The organism is Shigella flexneri 2a str. 301 (assembly GCF_000006925.2).
GTDB lineage: Bacteria > Pseudomonadota > Gammaproteobacteria > Enterobacterales > Enterobacteriaceae > ECMA0423.
Map to the genome: position 1 here is coordinate 2,328,306 of NC_004337.2, position 23,910 is coordinate 2,352,215.

Genomic DNA, 23,910 nt, shown 5'->3' on the forward strand with positions numbered 1-23,910 from the left:
TTTTAGCATATTGACCTGACGGCAGCAGTCCGCCAGGTCAGCGTCGTAATATTATGCCGTCCGGGCAACGGCATCACGCGAAGCGGCATCGCGCTCTTCGCCCGTCAGCTCGCTAAGTTGCCCATTGCGCATTTCCAGCAGGCGGTCGGCGTGGATAAAGTAATGATCATCATGACTGATAGCGAAAATAGTTTTACCCATCTCCTGCATCAGCGGCAGCAACACCTGATAAAACTCACGACGGAAGTGTGGATCCTGATCCACCGCCCATTCATCCAGCAGGATAATATCGCGTTCTTCTGCCAGCGCCAGCAACAGCGCCACGCGTTTTTTCTGCCCTTTTGATAACTTCAGGTTAACAATACGCCCGTTGCTTAACTCAAGCTTATGAGCCATTTTCAGCTGCGCCAGCCACTTCTCAACCAGTTGCGGGTTAGCGGGTTGCCCCTCCGGCCCCAGCAGTTGATCAAACAGCCAGACATCGGTAAACACTGCCGAAAACAGTTTGCGATAATCTTCCGGTTGTTCGCCGCTGACAGGTTTGCCATCCAGCAAGATTTCGCCGCTTTGTGGCTGATACAAGCCCGTCAACAACATCGCCAGCGTCGATTTTCCGCTACCGTTACCGCCAATCAGAAACAGCAGCTCGCCACGTTTGATGGTGAGATTAATCGGACCAACGGAAAACGCGTTATCCTGATAAGCAAACGTCACGTTACGCAGCTCCAGCGTTTGCCAGTTGGGAAACGCCTGCGGGCGCGGAAACTCAGCTTTGAAAGGCGCGAGCGCGAATTTGTTCAGCTTGTTAAACGCCACCTGCGCCGTCAGCAGCGTCGGCAATGCGCCAACCGCCGAAAGCAGCGGCGTACGCAGGAATAACAGCGTCAACGAATAGGTCGCAGCAACGTTGGTATCAGCCCAACCGAGACTGTTCGCCATCCAGAACACCAGGCCGATAGCGCCCAGCATCATGATGTTTGACCAGTTCACGGCACTAAGATGGAAGGTGTCTGCGCGAATAATATGATGGCGATACTCTTGCGCATCGGGGATGTAGAGGTTGTTAAACACATACTCGGCGCGTTCCCGGTTCAGAGTCAGCTCTTTGCGCCCTTCAAGTACAGTTTGAAAATCCGTGTACAGCTTGTCTTCGGTTTCACGTAGGGTCGCCATATGTTTGTACACCCGCGCCACCAGCACAAAACCGCCCCAGATGGTGATCGCCATCCAGATAGCCGTTACCAGCAACATTTTGCCCGACAGCATCCACAGATACGCCGATGAACCGATAGTGAGAATGATCCCCTGCCCCAGTTCCGGCAGACGCACAAAAGCAATGGTGATATTGCGCACATCGCTGGTTAATCCCGCCAGCAACGAGGCGCTACCGAGTTGTTCAATGCGCTCGACGTGGGTATCCAGAATCCGCTTGATAAATTCACTACGCAGTCGGTAAACGAAGTGATGCCCCAAAGTGGTGAGCGCCAGTTGCGATCCGAGAGTGACTGCCATCAACAGCAGCAATAATCCCAGAAACTCCGGTAACACCAGCAGACTGGTATCCGCCGTTTCGATAAGGCGCTGATTGATAAAAGCAATTAAGCCAATGCCTAATGCCGCACTGGCGAGGCTTAGCGCCATCACACTGATAAATGGCCAGCGATACTGCCGCCAGACAAGTACAAGAAGTTCCATGCAGAAAACCCGGACAATGAATTACAGCCCGCAGTTTAAACATCTTCGCGCGCACAGCAATAATAATTCTTATTTTTATTCTTTTTTACCTGCCTGACGGAATGTCAGGTTGTAGCGGCAGTCGGTGGTGAGTGGATGAAACCCCGCTTTCAACGGTTGAATACCGTGATAAAACAGCCGCGATTCACCGCCCCATACCACCACATCGCCATGTTCCAACAACAAACGTTTGAGCGGATCATTACGTTTCAGGCCACCAAATTGAAAAATCGCGGGTAAGCCCAGAGAAACAGAAACAATTGGCGCGCGCAGATCCGGTTCGTCTTTATCCTGATGCAGCGACAGTTTCGCGCCAGGAGCGTAGCGGTTGATAAGACAAGCATCTGGCTGGAAATCTGGATAGCCCGCCGCCGTAGCCGCACGTTGACATAAATCATGAAAGCTTTGTGGCATGGCGGGCCACGGTTTATTTGTTTGCGGATCAATGGGCGAATAGAGATAACCTTGCCGATGGGTCGTCCAGCCCAGATGCCCACAGTTGGTCATCGCCACCGACATGGTATATCCGCCTGGAGCGACCATCTGGCGAAACGGCGACTGGCTGGCAACGTCATTAATATCGCGGATTAGTTGCTCCGCAGCATTAAAAGCAAAACGCCGTAAAATTACCGCACCAGCCGCCAGTGGCTCTTGCCACGGTTCAGCATCGGCAAACAGATCCAACATTACCTCTCCTCATTTTCAGCTTCGCGGCGCAGCAGTTGCGCTTTACGCGACACGCCCCAGCGGTAACCGGAAAGTGTGCCATCACCACGGACCACCCGATGACAGGGTATTACGATAGCCAGCTTGTTGGCGGCACAGGCGCTGGCAACGGCCCGTACCGCTTTCGGTTTGCCGATGGCGTTAGCCAGTTGCTGATAACTGACGGTTTCACCACAAGGTATCGTGCGCAGTGCCTGCCAGACTTGTTGCTGAAAAGCAGTGCCGCGAATATCCAGCGGTAACGTCAGCGGCGTATCGCGTTGATTGAGGCTGGCGATCACTTCACGCACATGTTGCTGAAACGTCAGATCGGCAGGCGCGTTGTCGGCAGCGGGAAACATCTGCTGCAACTCGCTGATTAATGTCGCGTCATCATCGCCCAGCAATATCGCGCAAATCCCCCGCTCGCTTTCTGCCACCAGGCAACGACCCAGCTCACAATCAGCCAGCGCGTAACGCACCGCCAGATTTTCGCCACCGTGACGGAATTGTTTAGCCGTCATGCCCAGCGTTTCATCGGCTTTGCGGTAGTAACTGCTGCTGTCGGGGAATCCGGCGTTAAGAATAGACGTCGTCACGCTCTCCCCTTTCGCCAGCGATTCGCGCAAACGGCGAGCGCGCCAGGCCTGTTGCCAGGCTTTAGGCGTCATTCCGGTAGTAGCTTTAAACAACCGATGTAGATGAAATGGACTCATCGCCACCTGGTCGGCTAAGGCTTCCAGCGTTACAGGCGTTTCCTGTTCCAGCAGTCGACACGCGTGGGTGATTTTATCCAACCGATGTTGCCGGGGATTGGCTTTGTCTGGCTGACAACGTTTGCAGGGGCGAAATCCGGCGGCGAGTGCCTCGCTGGCATTTGCGTAGAAGGAGACATTTTCCCGCAAGGCATGTCTGGCGCGGCAAGAAGGACGGCAAAAGATACCCGTGGTGCGCACGGCGAAAACGAATTCGCCGTCGGCATTCGGGTCGCGGGCTAAGACAGATTGCCAGCGTTGATCGTCAGTTAAGCATGTGGCGTTTTTCATAATCAGCTCCCTGGTTAAGGATAGCCTTTAGTCTGCCCGGTCACCATCACGCAAAAACCAACAATCTTGCGCTTTAATTTTTTTCGCTGACAAGGAAGCTTTTAAACTGTGGTGACATCCAGGTTTTAAAGCTATCGCCTTCTTTGGTGATCATATAAACCGCCAGCCCTTCCCGGCGAACAACCTCTTTGGCTTTCTCCGGCCCGAGTACCATCAAGCCAGTATCCCAGGCATCGGCTTCCAGCGCCGTCGGAGCAATCACCGTCACGGATACCAGATTGTGTTCGATGGGACGCCCGGTTTGCGGATCGATAACATGGGAAAGACGTTTGCCGTCCAGTTCGTAATAGTTACGGTAGCTGCCAGAGGTGCTAATCCCATGACCGTTGATATCCACCACAGCCTGAACCGCGTTTTCTTTATCGGTTGGTTTTTGAATCGCTACCCGCCACGGCTGGCCTTCACCGTTCATACCACGGCTGTTCAGCGCGCCGCCCACCGACACCAGATAGCGGGAAATCCCTTCCTGCTCCATCAAGCGTGCCAGGTGATCCGCCGCATAACCTTCACCGACGGTGGAGAGATCGACATATAAATCCGGCAGGTCTTTTTGCAGATATTGCTGATGCGACTGATTGATGACCGTCAGGTGCTGTAAGCCGGTTTTGGCTTTCATCGCATCGATCTGTTCCTGGCTCGGAATTTGAACCGGCTGTTGTTCCGGGCCAAAGCCCCACAGATTCACCAGCGGCCCGACGGTAATATCCATCGCACCATCGGTCCTTGCCCCAATGCGCAGCGAGGTGGTGACGATATCGGCCATCGCTTCACTTACCGGCCACGGCGACAAACTTTGCGAGTCGTTAAAGCGCATCAGCGCGGAATCTTTTTTATAGGTCGAAAGCAGCTGATCGTCGGCGTCCAGCTGGGTCTGAATCTTTTCTTTAAGTTCGGCACTGCGTTTGGCATCAATGCCCGGGATGCTGGCACGCCAGAAGGTACCCATGGTTTTGCCTTCAAGAACGGTAACTTCAGTAGCGTGGGTTTTGGCGGGTTGTGGTTTTTGATCGCAACCAACAAAGAAGAGCGCGGCAACCAGCAGTGCCACGCGGGTAAAGCTTATTTCCATACGTGATTATCCTCATGCGAACGGTCGCAAGAGTACACCAAAAAACTGTGTTTGTACGCTGAAAACAATGAAAAAAGGGCCCGCAGGCCCTTTGTTCGATATCCATCGAGATTAGAACTGGTAAACCAGACCCAGAGCTACGATGTTATCAGTGTTGATGCCAGCGTCACGAGTGAACTGGTTGTCGTCCAGCAGGTTGATTTTGTAGTCAACGTAGGTGGACATGTTTTTGTTGAAGTAGTAGGTCGCACCAACATCAACATATTTCAGGATATCTTCGTCGTCGTAGTTACGACCATTGATGACACCCAGGTTTTTACCTTTAGACTGCAGGTAAGCCAGGGACGGACGCAGACCGAAGTCGAACTGGTACTGAGCAACAGCTTCGAAGTTCTGTGCTTTGTTCGCCCAACCCAAGTTGCCTACGCGAGTTGCGTTGTAGGTCTGGGTGTACTGAGCAGCTAGGTAGATGTTGTTCGCGTCGTATTTCAGACCACCGGTGTAGGTTTCAGCGCGGTCGCCATTACCGATGTAACGCTCATCATAACGGTTCAGACCGAAGTTCTGGTCATCAGTACGTTTGGAGCTGGAAACTGCAGCACCGATACCGAAGCCTTCGTAATCATAAGTAATAGAACCGCCAACGCCGTCACCGTTCTGACGCAGAGCTTCACGACCGTTGTTGGTCATGCCTTCACCTTCCGGGCTACCGTTTTTGCCCTGATACTGAACAGCGAAGTTCAGACCGTCAACCAGACCAAAGAAGTCGGTGCTACGGTAGGTTGCGAAGCCGTTACCACGCTGCTGCATGAAGTTGTCAGAACCGTAAGTGTCACCACCGAATTCTGGCAGTACGTCGGTCCAGGAAGTTACGTCGTAAACTACGCCGTAGTTACGACCGTAGTCGAAAGAACCTACATCCTGGAATTTCAGACCTGCGAATGCCACACGGGTCCAGGAGTTGTTTTCGTTTTCAGCGCTGTTGCCCTGGATCTGATATTCCCACTGGCCGTAACCGGTCAGCTGGTCAGTAACCTGAGTTTCACCTTTGAAGCCAAGACGCATGTAGGTCTGGTCGCCATCTACAGACTTGTCGTCAGAGAAATAGTGCAGGCCGTCTACTTTACCGTACAGATCTAATTTGTTGCCGTCTTTGTTGTAAACTTCAGCAGCGTTTGCTGCGCCTGCTACCAGCAGAGCTGGGACCAGGAGGGACAGTACTTTAACTTTCATGTTATTAACCCTCTGTTATATGCCTTTATTTGCTTTTTTATGCCACTGCATACTGATTAACCCTCATTAATCAGTCGGCAAGTCCATTCTCCCCAAAAATGCAGAATAATCCAACACGAATATGATACTAAAACTTTTAAGATGTTTCATTTATCGCCATAGATGTTTCAAAATGTAAATACAAGGGAACTTTTTAAGATTATTGCGGAATGGCGAAATAAGCACCTAACATCAAGCAATAATAATTCAAGGTTAAAATCAATAACTTATTCTTAAGTATTTGACAGCACTGAATGTCAAAACAAAACCTTCACTCGCAACTAGAATAACTCCCGCTATCATCATTAACTTTATTTATTACCGTCATTCATTTCTGAATGTCTGTTTACCCCTATTTCAACCGGATGCCTCGCATTCGGTTTTTTTACCCTTCTTTACACACTTTTCATTATTCTGTGCTACCACAGAAAAACTATAACGCTTGTTAACTATTTCACAAATAATTAACATCAGCATAATTTCCAGCAATCTTTGTTTATTTGCAATTAATTTCGTTGGGCTTTTTGTAGGTTATTTGTACAGCAAAATGGCGCTTGTACATCTATTTCCCCCCATACAGGATGATAAATATCACGGGAGAATAGAGAATCATCAATCAGGTAAGAGTCTGGAATTTCACACTGTACCCTTTATACTGCCCTATCACTTCGCGAAGTTTTAACAGGTCATAAACACGAATGCGTCAGAAAGAGACAACGGCCACGACCCGCTTTTCACTCCTACCGGGGAGCATTACCCGCTTCTTTTTACTGTTGATCATTGTGTTACTGGTGACGATGGGGGTAATGGTACAAAGTGCCGTTAACGCTTGGCTGAAAGATAAAAGTTACCAGATTGTCGACATTACCCACGCAATCCAAAAGCGCGTCGATACCTGGCGTTACGTGACCAGGCAGATCTACGACAACATTGCCGCGACGACCTCCCCCTCCTCCGGCGAAGGTTTACAAGAGACGCGCCTGAAACAGGATGTCTACTATCTGGAGAAACCACGCCGCAAAACGGAAGCGTTAATCTTTGGCTCTCACGACAACTCAACGCTTGAGATGACTCAGCGGATGTCCACTTATCTGGATACATTGTGGGGTGCAGAAAATGTACCGTGGTCGATGTATTACCTGAATGGTCAGGATAACAGTCTGGTGCTGATCTCAACCCTACCCCTTAAAGATCTCACCTCCGGATTTAAAGAATCGACCGTCAGTGACATTGTTGATTCACGTCGTGCAGAAATGTTACAACAGGCCAACGCCCTCGATGAACGCGAAAGTTTTTCTAACATGCGCCGCCTAGCCTGGCAGAACGGTCATTACTTTACCTTGCGTACCACGTTCAACCAGCCGGGACATCTGGCAACGGTCGTGGCTTTTGATCTGCCGATTAATGATTTGATCCCACCGGGTATGCCGCTGGACAGTTTCCGCCTTGAGCCAGACGCGACGGCAACGGGAAACAATGATAATGAGAAAGAAGGGACGGATAGCGTCAGTATCCACTTTAACAGTACGAAGATTGAAATCTCCTCGGCACTCAACTCTACCGATATGCGCCTGGTCTGGCAGGTTCCTTATGGCACCTTATTGCTGGATACGTTGCAAAACATTCTGCTGCCACTGCTGCTGAACATCGGTTTGCTGGCGCTGGCGTTATTTGGCTATACCACATTCCGCCATTTCTCCAGCCGCAGTACAGAAAGCGTCCCCAGCACGGCGGTCAATAACGAATTGCGCATTTTACGGGCAATCAATGAAGAGATAGTCTCACTGTTGCCGCTCGGCCTGCTGGTTCACGATCAGGAATCGAACCGCACTGTCATAAGTAACAAAATTGCCGATCATTTGCTGCCGCATCTGAATCTGCAAAACATCACCACCATGGCGGAACAGCATCAGGGGATTATTCAGGCGACGATCAATAACGAGCTGTATGAGATCCGCATGTTCCGCAGCCAGGTCGCGCCGCGCACACAAATTTTCATTATTCGCGATCAGGATCGCGAAGTGCTGGTAAACAAGAAACTCAAGCAGGCGCAGCGTCTGTATGAGAAAAACCAGCAGGGGCGGATGACCTTTATGAAAAACATTGGCGATGCGCTGAAAGAACCCGCACAGTCCCTGGCGGAGAGTGCGGCTAAACTCAACGCCCCGGAAAGCAAACAACTGGCGAATCAGGCAGATGTGCTGGTGCGGCTGGTCGAAGAAATACAGTTAGCGAACATGCTTGCGGATGATAGCTGGAAAAGTGAGACGGTGCTGTTCTCCGTGCAGGATTTAATTGATGAAGTTGTGCCTTCAGTGTTGCCTGCCATCAAGCGTAAAGGTCTGCAACTGCTGATTAACAATCATCTGAAAGCACACGATATGCGCCGCGGCGATCGCGATGCCTTACGACGTATTTTGCTGCTACTGATGCAATATGCCGTGACCTCAACGCAATTGGGAAAAATCACCCTTGAGGTTGATCAGGATGAGTCCTCTGAAGACCGCCTGACATTCCGCATTCTGGACACGGGAGAAGGCGTAAGTATTCATGAAATGGATAATTTGCACTTCCCGTTTATCAACCAGACCCAAAACGATCGTTATGGAAAGGCGGACCCGCTGGCATTCTGGCTGAGCGATCAACTGGCACGTAAACTGGGCGGTCATTTAAACATCAAAACGCGGGATGGGCTTGGTACACGCTACTCTGTGCATATCAAAATGCTCGCCGCTGACCCGGAAGTTGAAGAGGAAGAAGAGCGTTTACTGGATGATGTCTGCGTAATGGTGGATGTTACTTCGGCAGAAATTCGGAATATTGTCACTCGCCTGTTAGAAAATTGGGGTGCAACCTGTATCACACCCGATGAAAGATTAATTAGTCAAGATTATGATATCTTTTTAACGGATAACCCGTCTAATCTTACTGCCTCTGGCTTGCTTTTAAGCGATGATGAGTCTGGCGTACGAGAAATTGGGCCTGGTCAATTGTGCGTCAACTTCAATATGAGCAACGCTATGCAGGAAGCGGTCTTACAATTAATTGAAGTGCAACTGGCACAGGAAGAGGTGACAGAATCGCCTCTGGGCGGAGATGAAAATGCGCAACTCCATGCCAGCGGCTATTATGCGCTCTTTGTAGACACAGTACCGGATGATGTTAAGAGGCTGTATACTGAAGCAGCAACCAGTGACTTTGCTGCGTTAGCCCAAACGGCTCATCGTCTTAAAGGCGTATTTGCCATGCTAAATCTGGTACCCGGCAAGCAGTTATGTGAAACGCTGGAACATCTGATTCGTGAGAAGGATGTTCCAGGAATAGAAAAATACATCAGCGACATTGACAGTTATGTCAAGAGCTTGCTGTAGCAAGGTAGCCTATTACATGAACAATATGAACGTAATTATTGCCGATGACCATCCGATAGTCTTGTTCGGTATTCGCAAATCACTTGAGCAAATTGAGTGGGTGAATGTTGTCGGCGAATTTGAAGACTCTACAGCACTGATCAACAACCTGCCGAAACTGGATGCGCATGTGTTGATTACCGATCTCTCCATGCCTGGCGATAAGTACGGCGATGGCATTACCTTAATCAAGTACATCAAGCGCCATTTCCCAAGCCTGTCGATCATTGTTCTGACTATGAACAACAACCCGGCGATTCTTAGTGCGGTATTGGATCTGGATATCGAAGGGATCGTGCTGAAACAAGGTGCACCGACCGATCTGCCGAAAGCTCTCGCCGCGCTGCAGAAAGGGAAGAAATTTACCCCGGAAAGCGTTTCTCGCCTGTTGGAAAAAATCAGTGCTGGTGGTTACGGTGACAAGCGTCTCTCGCCAAAAGAGAGTGAAGTTCTGCGCCTGTTTGCGGAAGGCTTCCTAGTGACCGAGATCGCTAAAAAGCTGAACCGCAGTATTAAAACCATCAGTAGCCAGAAGAAATCTGCGATGATGAAGCTGGGCGTCGAGAACGATATCGCCCTGCTGAATTATCTCTCTTCTGTGACCTTAAGTCCGGCAGATAAAGACTAATCATCTGTAGGCCAGATAAGACGCGTTAGTGTCTTATCTGGCATTTGCACCGATTGCCGGATGCGGCGTAAACGCCTTATCCGGCCTACGATTCCCATTATTTCAACAGATTACATTAAAGTAGGCCAGATAAGACGCGTCAGTGTCTTATCTGGCATTTGCACTGAATGCCGGATGCGGCGTAAACGCCTTATCCGTCCTACGAATCCCGCGATTTCCTGACCCTCTCGGCATATACCGTCAGCGTCTGTTTTATCACATCCAGCGTTACCGGCTTCGAGAGGCAGCTGTCCATACCGGACTCCAGACACCGCTGCTTCTCTTCAGCCAACGCATTAGCAGTTACTCCGATTACCGGCAACGTCAGTCCCAACTGACGAATGCGTTGCGTCAAGCGGTAACCATCCATATTTGGCATGTTGACGTCGCTAAGCACGATATCAATATGATTCTTACTAAGTACATTAAGCGCATCGACGCCATCATTCGCGGTTTTACATTGATAGCCCAACGATCCCAACTGATCTGCCAGCAGACGTCGGTTAATCGGATGATCATCCACGACCAGAATCATCATATCGTCGTTATCGCTGACCGCTTTGTCCGTCGACGGCAGAGCGTTAGCAGGATCGTCGCTCTCCATCTCGATCAAATAAATACGCGCCAACAATGCCGGTAGCTCATGCGGAGCAGCCACACTGTGTACCCACTCCCCTGGCGCTTTCTCCAGCGGAATACCAATATGGCGACGACAGAAGGTCACTACCGCTCTGCCCTGCCATTTTTTACTCACTACCTCGTCAGTGATTAACACATCTTCGGGAGTCGGTTCCTGCCCTTCGTATGTTGTAACGACGATGCCGCTGCGCTGCAAACTGGTTTCCAGGAACTGACAGAGCGACGCATTGGGGACCGTCAGACAGCAGCGTTTACCACTCAACCCTTTCACGCCTTTATTGTGCGGGTACTGAGCGCCGTACAACGGAATACGCACGGTAAACTGGCTGCCCATTCCCGGTTCTGAATCTACCGAGATATCGCCGTCCATCATGCTGATCAGTTTTTCACAAATCGCCAGACCCAGACCGGTCCCCTGGAAGTTTCGCTGTACGCCCGTTCCAACCTGGAAGAAGGGATCAAACAAGCGCACCACTTCTTTCGCCGGAATCCCCACGCCGGTATCGCGAACACGGATAGAGAGATAATCGCCATCAGCGCGAACATGCAAAACTATACAGCCGGTATCGGTGAATTTTATGGCGTTACTCAACAGGTTGGAGATGACCTGCTGTAAACGCATCGGGTCGCCATTTAAGGCCACTGGCACATCCGGTTCAATAAAGCAGTACAAGCCTAACTGCTTGCGTACCACCAGCGGTAAATAGTTGGCGGTGATGTGGTTCATCACTTCACGCGGTGAAAACTCACGCGGTTCGATCTTCAACTGTTCCGATTCAATCTTCGAGAAATCGAGAATATCGCTGATAATTTTCAACAACAGGCTGGAAGAGTTGTTCATTGCCGTCACCAGACGATCGACGCCTTTCGGTAACTCTTTGGTTTGCAACAGATCCAGGTTACCGATAATGCCATACAGCGGCGTTCGCAGCTCATGACTGACGGTGGCAAGGAACATCGATTTTGACTGGCTCGCCTGTTCCGCTGCTTGTGCCATCTCCTGCAACGACTCTTCCATCTTCACGCGCGAAGAAACATCCACCAGCACACAAATGGCCACGTTTTCATTACGATAGCGCGAATGGACGAAGCTGATTTGCAGATTGGTATTGTTGCTGGTCAGGACATCAACAAAATTGACCTGCTGCCCACAGATAATTTGCGTCAGTCGTTGGCGGTCCTCATGCGTAAGCATATTGAGATAGGTATGCGCCAGTTCGTTACTTAAAATATTGACGCCATCAGCGGTACGCAAAATGCAGATACCCACTGGCGCGGAGGCGACAATCTTGCGATTGAACTGCTCATGTTCTTCCAGTCGCAGGGCGTCGCTTTCCGCCGGAATGAAAATACGTCGCTCGTACATCCGCGCGAGAGTAAACAATGCAGCTCCGGCAAGCACATTCAGCAAAATTGCGTTAAGGATCAACATGCGAATGCGTTCCAGCACCTTATCAACCGGCACCGAATACACGATGCTTAGCGATGAGGGTGGCAGATTTTTCTTCAGCACCAGCTCCCGGAACCCTTCCGTATAGCCAAACCAGGAGCGTTCCTGCATCCAGCGAGGATCGCCCTTAATTTTACTTTCTGGTCCGGTAAGCGAAATCAGGGTATGACCATTTTCATCAAGAATGGTAACCCCCATCGGCAACGTACCCGGTAAGAAAAAGTTCTCCATCCGGATGGTCTGCTCGACACCCAAAAGCGCCTGCAACCGGTTCGCCAGATAAACTGGCGTCAACGCGTAAAAATACCCGACGCAAGGGCGCGGACCTTCGCTGATCCAGTAGAGGTTACTGCCGCTATCATCTTGTGGTGCATTTCGATATTTATTGATGCGTTCATGCAACGCTTTCAACGCGGTATCGCGTTCCACTGGCATATCACGCAGACCGAAATTGGCCATGCAGAGGTTATCACTGCCGATTAAAAATACCCGGTTGAGATCGTAAGCCGCAGAAAAATTATCGCGCCAGTAGCGCATAAACCACGCCAATGACTCCAGAGAACCTCGCCAGGTGTTACTCATTGCGGAACAATCGGAGTCGGCAAACAGCGGTTCAAACGCAGGCACATCCGCCTGCGTTTCTCGTCCACGCGGGGAAAGCACACCGTTTTCTGCCGATAAGCGATTTTCGGCGATGTACTTAAGCTCTTTCATCACATCAGAGGTGCGTTGAATAAAGCGCTGAGCCTGATCGGAACTCAGATTAAATTCCTGACGAATTTCCGATTCTCGCTGATGTAACGCATTAACGATGTAAAAAACGGATGAAAAAGCAATCAACAGCCAGAGCACTAACGCCAATGCTCTGAACATGTAGCGCGAGGCTTTCAGGGTTGTACGAAAAGAAGCAAGGTATTTCAAAGGGGAGAAGCTCCGCCTCAGGTGACCGATGGAGTGTGGTTAAGGTAGCGGTAAAAGCGTGTTACCGCAATGTTCTGTCACCATTGCAATAATGCGTATCGCTTAGAAACCATTGCCTTAACCAGGAAAGCCGGAGTAGATGGACAGTTCTCAGTACGAAAAATAAGAAATGACCAATCTGCCGACGCTTGTTAATGGTTATATCCTGGCGTCGGCAGATCGCCCAGCAGTCTTATCTGAAAAAAGAGAGAGCCAGGTTGTGTGAAGGGATGGATCACCAGTCAAAACTTTTCACCAGCGTCAGCTCGCCAGCATTACGCATCGGTACAATAAATGTTTCCTGTTTCTCATTGACCGATCCTTCATCGGTGATCAGCGTCAGTTGGGCGGTCGTCAATTCCGTTTCGCTGCGCCCACCATAGTAGTTGATATACACCTGATAGCGCCCGTGAACTGGTGCTGGCATGGCGAAAATCTCGGGTCCGTACCCCGTCGTGACATCCATATCCAGTGCACCACTGTTTTTCAGCACGGTGTTACCGTACCAGGCGTGTTCGCCATCGGGCGTGACAACATGGAGATCGAGATCGGTATTGTCCGTATCCCACGAGAGAACCAGCCGTAAACGTGCACGAATAGTTCCTGTACCCGGCGTTGAGTAAAACTGCATTTTTTGCCGGCTTTGCCCATCCGGGCTGATGACCTGCACGCTGTTGCTGCCTTCAGTGAAAATATAAGGGCGTGCAAATGAACCATCGGATTCAATTCTCTGCGGCATACTGGCACCGTTGACCACCAGCCGGCCCTGCTGAACTTTACCCGCCGCAGCATAATTCTTTATTTTGCCGCGGATCTGCGCTGAGATATTTTGATCATCTGCCATGTTGACGGACGACGCCGGGTAATTGATCGATTGTGAAAAACTGGCATCTTCGCCCTCTGCCGGATGCCAGCCAGAGAGCGGTGCGTCAATCTCGACTTCCTGCACACCTTCACTGTGAGCGACAGGCGAAAGTGCCACCAGTAACAACGGAAGAAAAATCTTTCGCATAGCATTAGTCCATTAATAATTGTCGGGTCAGCGTTTCGATATAGTTCTCATCAAGCCCGGTGGGATAACCATCAAAGGCCAAGTGCAGATACTCATGGGTTAAATCCAGCCGATCCTGAAGCGTAAAGAAGTTACGAATAAACAGCCGTTTCTGCTGCCGATCGGTATAGGGGAAACCTGAGACTAAACGACAGACCGCAAACACGTCTGGTTCGTTGTACCCCGTCTCGCCTTGTAATATACGCCGCCACTGCGGCATTTTTTTCGCCAGCCAGGCTTTCGCTTTGGGTAATAACTGGCAGGTTGAGCGTGGAGCTCCCCAGCGGCTAAGGCTGTTGTCGGGATAAGCAAACGCGAGTATCTGGTCGTAACGCTCCCCCTGCCCCGCCTGGGCCGTGGCTTGCCGCCAGGAAAGTGTCCCTTCGGTAGCGCGACTGCCATGATAATGAACCGGATCGCCTGCATAGATGAGCTCCTGCGTCCAGGCGGTCATCGTTCGCGCCCCCGTGGTCGCTGGCGAAGCAGAAACACGCTGCGTGGCGCTGCTGTCGGGGATGGTCAGGCAATCACCTTCCCGATTGGCGTTTTGCTGTAAAAAAGTACGTATCGCCACAGTCATGGCTTTCGCTGCCTCAGGTGGCGTACTTTTCGCCTCGCGATCCAGAACTCTGGCAACGTACTCTTCACGATCGAGATGCGACTGCAATTTCAGTTTGCCCTTTTCGCTCAGTAAGGTCGTCTCACCGTGGCTGACAAACGTAATGTGGTTACCATTAGTAAACGTCACACGATAGCGCCCATTAAGTACGCTGGGTTTTACTGCCGTCGTACTCTTTTCCGCTGTGATTTTCTTCAGCGGATAGCGGGCAAACAGCTCCACCTCTACACATTGCCCACTGGCAACCTGCGTCGGCACTGGCAAAACCCGATTAAGCACCGTCGCATAACGGGTTAGTACCGTTTTGCTGGTGCCACTGCCAGTAACCCACAGCGGTGTACCATCGGTTAACCAGCCAGCAAAACCACCCTGACGGATTTCCTGTTTATCATCGGCAAACCAGCTCCAGGTTTTCACCCGTACCCGACTACCGAGCATGGATGCGACACCGATTTTCGCCTCGTCCAGCACCACATCCAGTAAGACTTCCTGAGCTTTGTTTTGCGCAGGTAACGTCGCTAATGAATCAAGCAGCGATTTAACCGTTACCGAGGTTTCTGGCTTCAGCGTTGTAAGAGACGCTAACCACGCAGGTGCCTGACGCTGTTGCCAGTATTGCCCCCACACATCTGCGCCAATATGCAACCGCTGCGGCGCAAAATAGAGCCCACAGGAACGTACCAGCGCGGTATCGCGCGTTATGCTCTCCCCAGCCTGACAACAATAAACCTCTTCCGGGGAGTTTCCGCGACACTGGTAGGGCTGCTCCGGTTGATGGGTATCCTCCAGCCAGGCGTAAACATACAGTTTCCACAAACTCCCTAACGGCGTGGTGAGCGAGTCAGGTAATGCTGAGACTTTGGTCACGCCTGATGACGACAGCTGATACAGTTGATCGTGCTGCGCACCGCGCAGCACCAGTTGTAACGGCGTCTCCTCCGCAAGCGTTGGCAGAGTAACCAACGCCAATAGCCAGACGATTCTGCGCCAGTTCACTTATTTCACCTGCATCCCGGTCCATTCACTCCCTGCCGCGACACTTTGCTGCGCAGGTGCATAGGAACGCACATAACGAGCAGGAGGCAGAACGAATTGCCCTTTTTGCGAGAAGCGCAGCAAATGGCGGAAAGTGACCGTTCCCGTCAGTTCTTTCACCGGCACCATATAGGCCAGTTCGCCCATTTCATTACGCGCTTTTTCCAGCAATTGCCCCTGCTGTTTCGCGGCGTTGGGTTTATTGACTGAAATGCCCCATGTTGTGCGCTCAACGTCGGCTCCCGGCGGGAGCGGTACTTCCACCTGACCATAGCGCAGAACTGCATCCTGCTCGCTGGTAAGCGTAATTTCATCGAGATACAGCGCATCGCTGTCAATCTCATTGCTGGTCACCGGCTGCAGAGTAAAGCTCATCTCTTCTTCACCGGGGATAAGCCGATACAACTGGCGTTCAACGGTCACCGGAATGTTACTTTGTTGAGCCGTTTTTGCCGGTTCACGCCAGCGGACCTGCACATTTGCGGCGATAATTCGTCACCAAAAGAGAGAATGTCCGGCACACCCTAACCAACCCAACGCCAGTCTTCGCCCCCTCCAGTTAACTTATGTTTAGCCCATGCGCCCGCAGGCGCAGGCAAAACAACTGGAGGCATTGTCGCCATATATTTCGCCAGCCAGTTCATGGCCAGCGCGCGCTCAATAGTGGATTGCTCAGCGGTCAAACCATTAAAATAGCGGCCGTCTGGGTAGCGTCACCACCGCTATTGAGCAGCACAACCGTGTGCGCCAGCGGCTGATTGCTGTTTGCCGCTTTATCCCACGCATATTGCTGAACCTGTGGCATCACCGTGGACTTCAACTGCGCTTTTTTCAGCAACGTCATGGTTAAGACGTTTGCCACCGCATCTGCCAGTGGAGATTCCGGTGTATCGAGGATCAGGCTGTCATTGATATCGCGGATGTCTTCCTCAGAGAAATCTTCATCTTTAGTTCCGCGCCGGGCGATAGCTTCATCCCCCCCTTTCAACAACGTTTTGCACGGCAGATTCATCTCCTGTGCCCACGCCAGCACCAGCGCCCGATGCAATAACGGCATATTATCCGCCTGCTCGGCATAACTGTCGAGCATATGCTGCCAGTATTCCGGTTGTTGCGTTACGCCGAGCGCCTGGCTGGCCTGCCAGTCGGCGTACCATGCCCATGCCGTAAGGAAGGCGTCACCATTGCCATCTTCACCCCACCAGGTAAAGCGCGCTCCGGGCCCCGCCAGTTGCATCAGCCGCAGACGGTTATCCTGAATCATCTGACGAATGTCGTTAGCGGCGGCACTTTGATGATCGGCAAGCGAACGCCAGGCGAGACTGAGCGGGATCAGACGGCTACCGGTGTTGATCACCCCACCCCACGGTTCATCGACTAACGCATCAAGATTGTTGCGGAAAATCTCCTGCGGCGTTTCACTACTTTGTAGCCGGATATTACTCGCCTGCTCGGGCAACATCAGCGCGTTCTCGCCACCGCCGAGCATGACATTTTTCTGCTGTTCAACGGGCCAGCTGTTGTCCACAAAAGACAGTTTTGTGCTAATGCTGTCCTGCACTTGCCCATTTTGTTGCAGTTCTGCACTTAACAAGCCAGATTGCTGAATATTCTGCGTCAGCGAAATATAATTCGCCCCTTTGTGCAGCGTCAGCGTCTGGCGCATCTCAGCGCCTGCAAATTTAGTCACCAGCGCCACCGGTTCGTTATCCTGCTGACTGAAGATAAACAGTCCTGCCGCCGGTTTGTCGCCCACGCGATACACCGTTGGCATACTCCACTTCATGTAGAGATTTTTTTCCGAACGCAGATAAGCACGCCCCTGCCCGACCAGCCCGTCGCCGTTCATCCCACGCGCGGTGATACGCCAGCGGGTTAACGAATCAGGCATCAGGAACGTGAAATACGCTTTGCCTTGTTTATCGGTTGTGAGTGACGGCATCCATGCCGCGGTATCCACCTCTTCACGCCGTGGACGTTCAAGCATTTTTACTCGCCGCTCGCTGCGGTTAGTCGCGCCAGGCGCAACCGGCTCGCTGGAGAGCGCCTGGTCATAGCTGATAAACGACAGACTGGAGCTGGTACGCACATTGTTACGCCCCAGCGGATAGAAAAATTTGCCGATATTCGGCGCGATTTCTGGTTGCAGCGCGTAGATCATTTCATCGACCACGCCTACCGTTAGCTGCGCAGAAACAGGTTTACCTTTCAGCGACGAGGTTAATTCTGAAGTGGTCAACAAAAACTGGCCACCGAGTTAGAGTTTTTCCAGTATCGATTTTCCGATTCGTTTGGGGGTAACCCACCGTTATATTCGTGCGGTCTTAGTGCACTGTAATATCCAACGATATAGTCCGTTATGGCGTGAGCTGCCTCGCTGAAGCTTACGTAACCCACCACCGGCATCCATTCGTTCTTCAGACTCCTGAAGAAGCGTTCCATTGGGCTGTTATCCCAGCAGTTTCCGCGCCGGCTCATACTCTGTCTGATCTGGTATCGCCACAATAACTGCCGGAACTGCCTGCTCGTATAATGACTGCCCTGATCGCTGTGGAACATCACCCCGCCGGGCTTACCACGGGTTTCCCATGCCATTTCCAGCGCTTTCATGGTGAGCCTGCTGTCCGGCGAGAACGACATGGCCCAGCCCACTGGTTTTCTTGCGAACAGGTCGAGAACAACGGCGAGGTACGCCCAGCGCTTACCCGTCCAGATATAGGTCACATCACCGCACCACACCTGATTTGGCTCGGTCACGGCGAACTGCCTTTCAAGGTAGTTAGGGATAGCAACATGTTCATGACCACCACGTTTATACCGGTGAGTCGGCTGCTGACAGCTGACCAGCCCCAGCTCTTTCATGAGCCTGCCAGCAAGCCAGCGTCCCATCTGGTAGCCTCTCCGGGTTGCCATTGTGGCGATGCTTCTTGCTCCGGCCGAACCGTGGCTGATGCCATGTAGCTCAAGTACCTGACTGCGTAATACAGCCCGTCTGCCGTCTGGTTTTTCAGGACGATTTTTCCAGTATCTGTAGCTGCTGCGATGAACCCCGAACACATGGCAGAGTGTGACCACAGGATAATGCGCTCTGAGTTTCCCGATTATCGAGAACTGTTCAGGGAGTCTGACATCAAGAGCGCGGTAGCCTTTTTTAATATTTCATTCTCCATTTCAATGCGTTGTAGCTTTTTCCTGAGCTCACGGATTTCAATTTGTTCCGGGGTAATGGGGGAGGCTTTTGGTGTTTTGCCCTGACGCTCATCACGCAGTTGTTTGACCCATCTTGTCATTGTGGAAAGGCCAACATCCATAGCTTTGGCGGCATCTGCCACCGTGTATTTCTGGTCAACAACCAGTTGAGCGGATTCGCGTTTAAACTCTGCGCTAAAATTTCTTTTTTTCATTGGAGCACCTGTGTTGTTCTGAGGTGAGCATATCACCTCTGTTCAGGTGGCCAAATTCAGTGTGCCACTTCATCATTCGACATTGACCAGTTCACCAGGCTGGTAATGGGTTTTGTCCGTTTTCACCCGGATATCAAGCTGAGGAACGGCAACTTTGATCCCGGCGTTCTGAAAACTGTACTGACCATTACGGGTATACAGCACCGAAAAAGTGATGTTAGGCGCAAAGGAATTGCTCACTGGTACCCGGGCTTCATACAGGGTATCGTTTAAACGTTGTAGCGTTAGCCAGTTTGCCGGATGCGAAAGCAGCGACTGCTGTTCCACGCGATCGCGTTCCAGCGTCAATAACGCTTCATCAATTGGCTCCGGGAAAGTAATCAGCATCTTCGCGGTTTCGCCTGGCTGGTACAGCGTTTTATCCGCCACGATATCTACCGTACCAGTATGCGCCGTGCTGCCCTTACCGCTGACGGCATGACTTAACCCAGCGAGAATTAAGCCGTCTTTATCGCGTAATGTCAGATTGTAGTTGCCAGGTTTAGCGAAATTGACGGTAAAGGATTTGCCGCCTGACGGTAGCTCTCCGCTATGGCTCGTGCGGTCTTCGAGACGCAACCATTCATACGTAACAGGAACCTGTTTTGAAGATTCCAGCGCGGCATAACGGAACACAACCGACTCGCCGCTATTACTGTATTGTGCGGCGGTACTTAAAGAGTAATGCGCCAGGCCGCGTTCAATGAGGATCTCTTTGGTGGTGGTGACGCGATACGCCGCGCCGTCACTGGCGGAGACGGTTAACAAATAGCGGCTCGGTTTATCGGCGGCGGGGAGATTTAACGCCACATGACCGCTGGCGTCGGACACCGTTTCGCTGCCTTCCAGCGACACGGGGAAACGTCCGGCATAACGCAAATCGTTACCGACCATTGATAATTGCTGAGCGCGCAAACTTAACTGCACGCGGGCATTTTTTACCGGCTCGCCATCCGGGTAGAGCAGTTGCAGTTTGCCGCTGACCGCTTCGCCAGTTTTGAACTCTTTTTTGTCGAGAGCTAAACCAATCTCGAAATGTGGCTTGATGTAGTTTGCCACGCGAAAACTGCTGCTATAGACCTGATTGCGGTAAGCAAGACGTAACTCATAACCTCCGGCAACGGCATTTTCTGGCAGGCGGAAACTTCCCTGCCCGCCATTGCGCGCATCCAGCGTGACATCGACGGTTTGCAACAGACTGCCGTTAGCGTCCAGCACCGAAAGCTTCGCCGGGGCGCTGACGATGGGGGATGAATGCAACGGATCGCGGAACTCGCGGCCCATCACTTTAACATCGACACGATCGCCTGCGCGATATAGCGGGCGATCGGTAAAAATATACAAGCGGGTGTTGTAGATTTCGCTTTCGTAGAAGAAGTTCTCGGAGACAAAAACGCCGCCTTCAGCATCCTTACCCAGAATGTATGAACGTTCTGGCGATATATGTTGTAACTGCAAAGTACCGCTGTCATCGGTCACCCCGCGGGTCATCACGCCAAGACCTTCAGTCCACAAGATCTCTGAGCCGGGCTTCGCTTCACCCTGTTTTTTACCCGCGGTCCATACCAGAAGCTCGTTACCTGACACTTTGCTAAGCGCCACGGTATCGGAAACAAACACCACCGTCGTCGCCCGATACCCACCTACCATCGCCTCGACGAGGTACAGCCCCGGCTCTTGTTGGCCGAGAGGAATATAAATATTACCCGGCTGCGGCGAGATGAAATTGCTGGATGCGCCTTCCAGTTTTACCCCTTGCTGCGGCTCGACCGGTTTAGCCTGCCATAGTGGATAACGGAACTGTTCCACCAAGGGATATTTTTTCAGCGGGGAAAACTGGTTGTTCTGTACATAACGGGAAGGTTTAATAATGGCATTGCCGAGATGTAATTCGGGTAATGCCTGAGTCACATTCTGCCGTGACTGAGAAGAGAATGTACGCTGCATCACGCGGCGAGATTTGCCGTACCAGTTATCCCACAGCCAGGTCAGCGTATTGTTCAGCCCGTCGCCCAGATATTGCGGTTGCACCACAATGCGATGCAGGTTTTTCTGCTGGCGCAAAAATGCCATCGGGTCAGGAATACGATATAGGCGAACGTCCACGCCGCCGTACTCTTCCATCTGATAGCGCCGATAATCACGCCCCGGCGCTTCCAGTCGCACTTTCGCCTCTTCACTGCTGCTAAAACTGCTGTCAGCAAGCAAAAAGAATGTTCCCCCGGCGGGCGGCGCATAGTTACTGGAAGGAAGCGAATCATCAGCTTTAGCAAGCCCTGTTCCCACAAGAGACAGGGACAAGCACGCTGCTATCGCGCCAGAAAATTTAAACGATAAATGCCAATGAAATTGGGATTGGAATCGTTGGGTATCCATCGGGTGTCCTTCCATGTCATAAGTTGTTGCAGACTGACTGCGCGCATTCCGTTGTCAGTTTTCGTGGCGCTTCCGGTGTGGTAGATGACGTAACGCCCCATCCAGACCATTAAGTGCTGGGCATCGCCCTGATCGAAAAAAATCATATCGCCAGGCAGCGCCTGGTTTATGTCTTGGCCAATAAACTGGCTGTTGTACTGAATCAAATTAATCGCGGTCACGTAGGGGCCGTTTTTCCCGCTCCCCTGATTCCAGTTTTGCGCCAGTTGACGCTGTTCAGGTGTTAGCGTCATCTCTGGCGGCAAATACTGGCTAGATAAACCGTTACTTTTTAGCCATTTACTGTCGTGAACTTTCAGCGTCTCGTTCGCCGCAAATCGCACCAGGCCCGCACAATCCTGCTGATACCAGCGTGGACTTGGCCCCTGGCGGAGCTGTTCTTGTGCAATGCGTACAAACCAGGCGCGAAACAGCCTGGATTGTTCGACATTCAGCATTTCGCTATGGGCAACAACACAACACAGCCAGCAAATCAGCGCCAGCAGCCCGTGTCTCATAGCGGCTGCCAGGTTATGGGTAGCCACTGCCAGGCGACACCGGGTTCCATCTGGGCCAGCTTCATGACATAACGCGGTTGTTGAGATAAAGCGTCCAGCTTCGGCATTAATAAAGTTTGTGCGGCGTTATAAAAAACCGGTTCGAGATTCTTCGGCAGACTGGTCAACGTTTCGTTACGCAGCAGTTTCGCCACGCCTTGTGGATTGATATAGAGCGGAACGATGCCATCAGTGGGTATTACATCCACCATTGCCGGGCGGGTTTTATTCAGTGTTTGCAGGGCGTTATTAACCAGCGTGTCATCGAGGGAGAAAAGCAGCGTTTTGTTTTGCATCGCCAGCGACACACGGAAAAAATAATCCGACATTAATTGATCGGGTTGCGCCGCCTGCGCTTTCGGATACTGACCGTATCGGGAACTCACTTCGCGACACCAGATTTGCGCTTCGCCCTGCTGAGTCTGGCTTACCGGCAAAACACCTTCTGGCGCTTTGCTTTCGTGCGCACCAATATTTTGCGTAAACAGTTTCCCTGGCAATTGCGCCTGTTCGGCAGTGCCATCAAACTGACCGACAAACAGCGGGGTTTGCAATTTTGAGTCTTCATACCAGCACAGCCCCGCGGCACCGTCTAACGCCCCATTCAGCTTGTCGTTTTCCTGGCTGATGTGCGAAAGCATCTCTTCGGCAATACCGTGTGAATACGGCACCGCCACACAGAAGCTGGCTCCGGCAGGCATACTGTTCCAGACCGGCGTAAAATCGAAACTGGCATCTACGCTGGCGGATTCATCATTTAACGCCACAAAACTGTGCCAGCCGTCGTTACCCATTTCGAAGCGTACGCCAGCAAAAGAAGGCATTAACCGCTGGTAGCCAAAACCCAGCAACCTGGCGCTGACCACGATGCGCAGGCGTACTGGCGTTTTTTCGGCTGTACGCTCTTCCAGGCCAAAGCTGGCTTGCCAGCGTTTTTTACCGCTCAACAAATCACTTGCGATCGCCGTGGCTTCGGTATCCTGCTGATCATCTTTAAACAACATATCCGTACTGGAAAACACCAGCATCTTGTCCTGATATGTCGCGAACATCAGGGCGTTATTGCCGTTATAGCGCAACTGATAAACAGGAATAGTTTCACTATTTATCTTGATGCTACTGATTTCCGTTTTGCTTAACTAGCTGTCGCTGGTAGCGGCAAACAACAATGGCTCCAGCAGTTTGCTTAAACCACTGCGCTGGATCAGCACCATGTAATGTGAAAGATGGCCTTGTTTATCGTGCCATAGCGCCGCCTGCGCGGGCTGATCTAAGAGTGACGAAAAGAGCTTATCTTTCAGCGTGAGATCGTGTTCATAGACAATGCGGCGAATGCTGCCTTCAATGCCCAGACGATCGGCATGATTCTGATAATAGAAAACGAAATCTTCGCTCAGAACATCGTGGAGAAACGGAATGGTGAGGAGATCTTTGGGAAGCTGGCTCAGAGAGTCGCTGTCTAGAAAGAGGTCCGGCTCATTGAGATCGATTTGCAGATTGTTGTGCACCACCAGCGGCGACAACGTTTTTTCTGGCCCACTGCCAGCATATTGCAACGCCCAGACGCCAGCGGAAAGCAGTGCTATTGCGCCAAAACCTACAAGACCATAGAACCGCCAGCCTTTCGCCTTTTTTTCACCACTCATTGCCACATTCCTTGTGTATAGCCAGCCATTTTTTACGGGCACAGCCAAACTTTACCGCGCCCTAATACGACAAAAGCCCAGACTTTGCAGCCTGGACTTTTCAATTCAAACAAGGGAGATAGCTCCCTTTTG

The 23,910-nt window shown here is 51.5% G+C and carries 13 protein-coding genes, 1 other RNA gene, 2 pseudogenes and 3 other annotated features; of the genes and pseudogenes, 3 read left to right on the forward strand and 13 right to left on the reverse strand.

Annotation, left to right across the window (positions count from 1 at the left end; all coding sequences use genetic code 11):
* Window positions 1-51: 51 nt before the first annotated feature.
* The 5 genes from yojI to ompC form a co-directional block, all read right to left on the reverse strand.
* Window positions 52-1,695: a multidrug transporter membrane protein-binding protein gene (yojI, locus tag SF2295; RefSeq protein ID NP_708106.1), complete on the reverse strand. Its 1,644-nt coding sequence runs from the start codon at window positions 1,693-1,695 to the stop codon at window positions 52-54.
* A 75-nt stretch (window positions 1,696-1,770) separates the two neighbouring features.
* Window positions 1,771-2,421: an alpha-ketoglutarate-dependent dioxygenase AlkB gene (alkB, locus tag SF2296; RefSeq protein NP_708107.1), complete on the reverse strand. Its 651-nt coding sequence runs from the start codon at window positions 2,419-2,421 to the stop codon at window positions 1,771-1,773.
* Window positions 2,421-3,485, reverse strand: coding sequence for a bifunctional DNA-binding transcriptional dual regulator/O6-methylguanine-DNA methyltransferase (ada, locus tag SF2297; RefSeq protein NP_708108.1), 1,065 nt, complete (start codon window positions 3,483-3,485; stop codon window positions 2,421-2,423). The genes alkB and ada overlap by 1 nt, the downstream gene beginning before the upstream one ends.
* A gap of 73 nt (window positions 3,486-3,558) precedes the next feature.
* Window positions 3,559-4,614, reverse strand: a complete 1,056-nt coding sequence (yojL, locus tag SF2298; protein ID NP_708109.1) for a thiamine biosynthesis lipoprotein ApbE — start codon at window positions 4,612-4,614, stop codon at window positions 3,559-3,561.
* A gap of 111 nt (window positions 4,615-4,725) precedes the next feature.
* A complete protein-coding gene (gene ompC / locus SF2299; RefSeq protein ID NP_708110.1) occupies window positions 4,726-5,847 on the reverse strand; it encodes a porin in 1,122 nt (373 codons plus the stop codon).
* A 334-nt stretch (window positions 5,848-6,181) separates the two neighbouring features.
* Here ompC and micF point away from each other — a divergent pair.
* The 3 genes from micF to rcsB all read left to right on the forward strand — a co-directional run bounded on the left by micF (window position 6,182) and on the right by rcsB (window position 9,924).
* Window positions 6,182-6,273, forward strand: a non-coding RNA gene (gene micF, locus SF4556) — MicF RNA; inhibitor of OpmF.
* 311 nt (window positions 6,274-6,584) lie between these two features.
* On the forward strand, window positions 6,585-9,257 hold the full coding sequence (gene yojN / locus SF2300; protein ID NP_708111.1) for a phosphotransfer intermediate protein in two-component regulatory system with RcsBC: 2,673 nt from the start codon (window positions 6,585-6,587) through the stop codon (window positions 9,255-9,257).
* A gap of 16 nt (window positions 9,258-9,273) precedes the next feature.
* Window positions 9,274-9,924 (forward strand): transcriptional regulator RcsB, encoded by a 651-nt coding sequence (rcsB, locus tag SF2301; protein ID NP_708112.2) that lies wholly within the window; start codon window positions 9,274-9,276, stop codon window positions 9,922-9,924.
* Between the two features lie 199 nt (window positions 9,925-10,123).
* Here rcsB and rcsC read toward each other — a convergent pair whose 3' ends face one another.
* The 8 genes and pseudogenes from rcsC to yfaA form a co-directional block, all read right to left on the reverse strand.
* Window positions 10,124-12,973 carry a hybrid sensory kinase in two-component regulatory system with RcsB and YojN gene (rcsC, locus tag SF2302; RefSeq protein NP_708113.2) on the reverse strand — a complete coding sequence of 950 codons (2,850 nt, stop codon included), beginning with the start codon at window positions 12,971-12,973 and terminating at the stop codon, window positions 10,124-10,126.
* Window positions 12,974-13,247: 274 nt separating this feature from the next.
* Window positions 13,248-14,024, reverse strand: a complete 777-nt coding sequence (locus SF2303; protein ID NP_708114.1) for a hypothetical protein — start codon at window positions 14,022-14,024, stop codon at window positions 13,248-13,250.
* A gap of 4 nt (window positions 14,025-14,028) precedes the next feature.
* Window positions 14,029-15,678, reverse strand: coding sequence for a hypothetical protein (locus SF2304; RefSeq protein NP_708115.1), 1,650 nt, complete (start codon window positions 15,676-15,678; stop codon window positions 14,029-14,031).
* Window positions 15,679-17,956 (reverse strand): annotated as a pseudogene (locus tag SF2305).
* Window positions 16,181-21,446, reverse strand: a sequence feature (Similar to Escherichia coli K12 membrane protein gi: 1788559 (1338 aa). BLAST with identity of 98% in 1755 aa. This CDS has been disrupted by insertion. The sequence has been checked and is believed to be correct.). It overlaps the preceding pseudogene by 1,776 nt.
* Window positions 17,945-19,193, reverse strand: a mobile genetic element. Its footprint overlaps the feature before it by 1,249 nt.
* Window positions 17,953-18,792, reverse strand: a complete 840-nt coding sequence (locus tag SF2306; protein NP_708117.1) for an insertion sequence element IS911 integrase core domain-containing protein — start codon at window positions 18,790-18,792, stop codon at window positions 17,953-17,955. Its footprint overlaps the feature before it by 840 nt. Before SF2306 ends, SF2305 begins: the two are co-directional and overlap by 4 nt.
* A complete protein-coding gene (locus SF2307; protein ID NP_708118.1) occupies window positions 18,819-19,157 on the reverse strand; it encodes an insertion sequence element IS911 transposase InsN in 339 nt (112 codons plus the stop codon).
* Before the next feature lie 23 nt (window positions 21,447-21,469).
* Window positions 21,470-22,093, reverse strand: coding sequence for a hypothetical protein (locus tag SF2309; protein ID NP_708119.2), 624 nt, complete (start codon window positions 22,091-22,093; stop codon window positions 21,470-21,472).
* Window positions 22,090-23,826: a sequence feature (Similar to Escherichia coli K12 conserved hypothetical protein gi: 1788561 (579 aa). BLAST with identity of 98% in 578 aa. This CDS contains an in-frame stop codon. The sequence has been checked and is believed to be correct.), on the reverse strand. (Overlaps the previous gene by 4 nt.)
* Window positions 22,090-23,826 (reverse strand): annotated as a pseudogene (gene yfaA, locus SF2310). It overlaps the preceding feature by 1,737 nt. The gene SF2309 and the pseudogene yfaA overlap by 4 nt, the downstream one beginning before the upstream one ends.
* Window positions 23,827-23,910 lie beyond the last annotated feature (84 nt).

Coding starts and splice junctions, on each gene's coding strand:
- yojL (NP_708109.1), bottom strand. CDS start 4,614: ATGGAAATAAGCTTTACCCGCGTGGCACTGCTGGTTGCCGCGCTCTTC.
- ada (NP_708108.1), bottom strand. CDS start 3,485: ATGAAAAACGCCACATGCTTAACTGACGATCAACGCTGGCAATCTGTC.
- rcsB (NP_708112.2), top strand. CDS start 9,274: ATGAACAATATGAACGTAATTATTGCCGATGACCATCCGATAGTCTTG.
- SF2309 (NP_708119.2), bottom strand. CDS start 22,093: ATGAGACACGGGCTGCTGGCGCTGATTTGCTGGCTGTGTTGTGTTGTT.
- ompC (NP_708110.1), bottom strand. CDS start 5,847: ATGAAAGTTAAAGTACTGTCCCTCCTGGTCCCAGCTCTGCTGGTAGCA.
- alkB (NP_708107.1), bottom strand. CDS start 2,421: ATGTTGGATCTGTTTGCCGATGCTGAACCGTGGCAAGAGCCACTGGCG.
- yojI (NP_708106.1), bottom strand. CDS start 1,695: ATGGAACTTCTTGTACTTGTCTGGCGGCAGTATCGCTGGCCATTTATC.
- SF2303 (NP_708114.1), bottom strand. CDS start 14,024: ATGCGAAAGATTTTTCTTCCGTTGTTACTGGTGGCACTTTCGCCTGTC.
- yojN (NP_708111.1), top strand. CDS start 6,585: ATGCGTCAGAAAGAGACAACGGCCACGACCCGCTTTTCACTCCTACCG.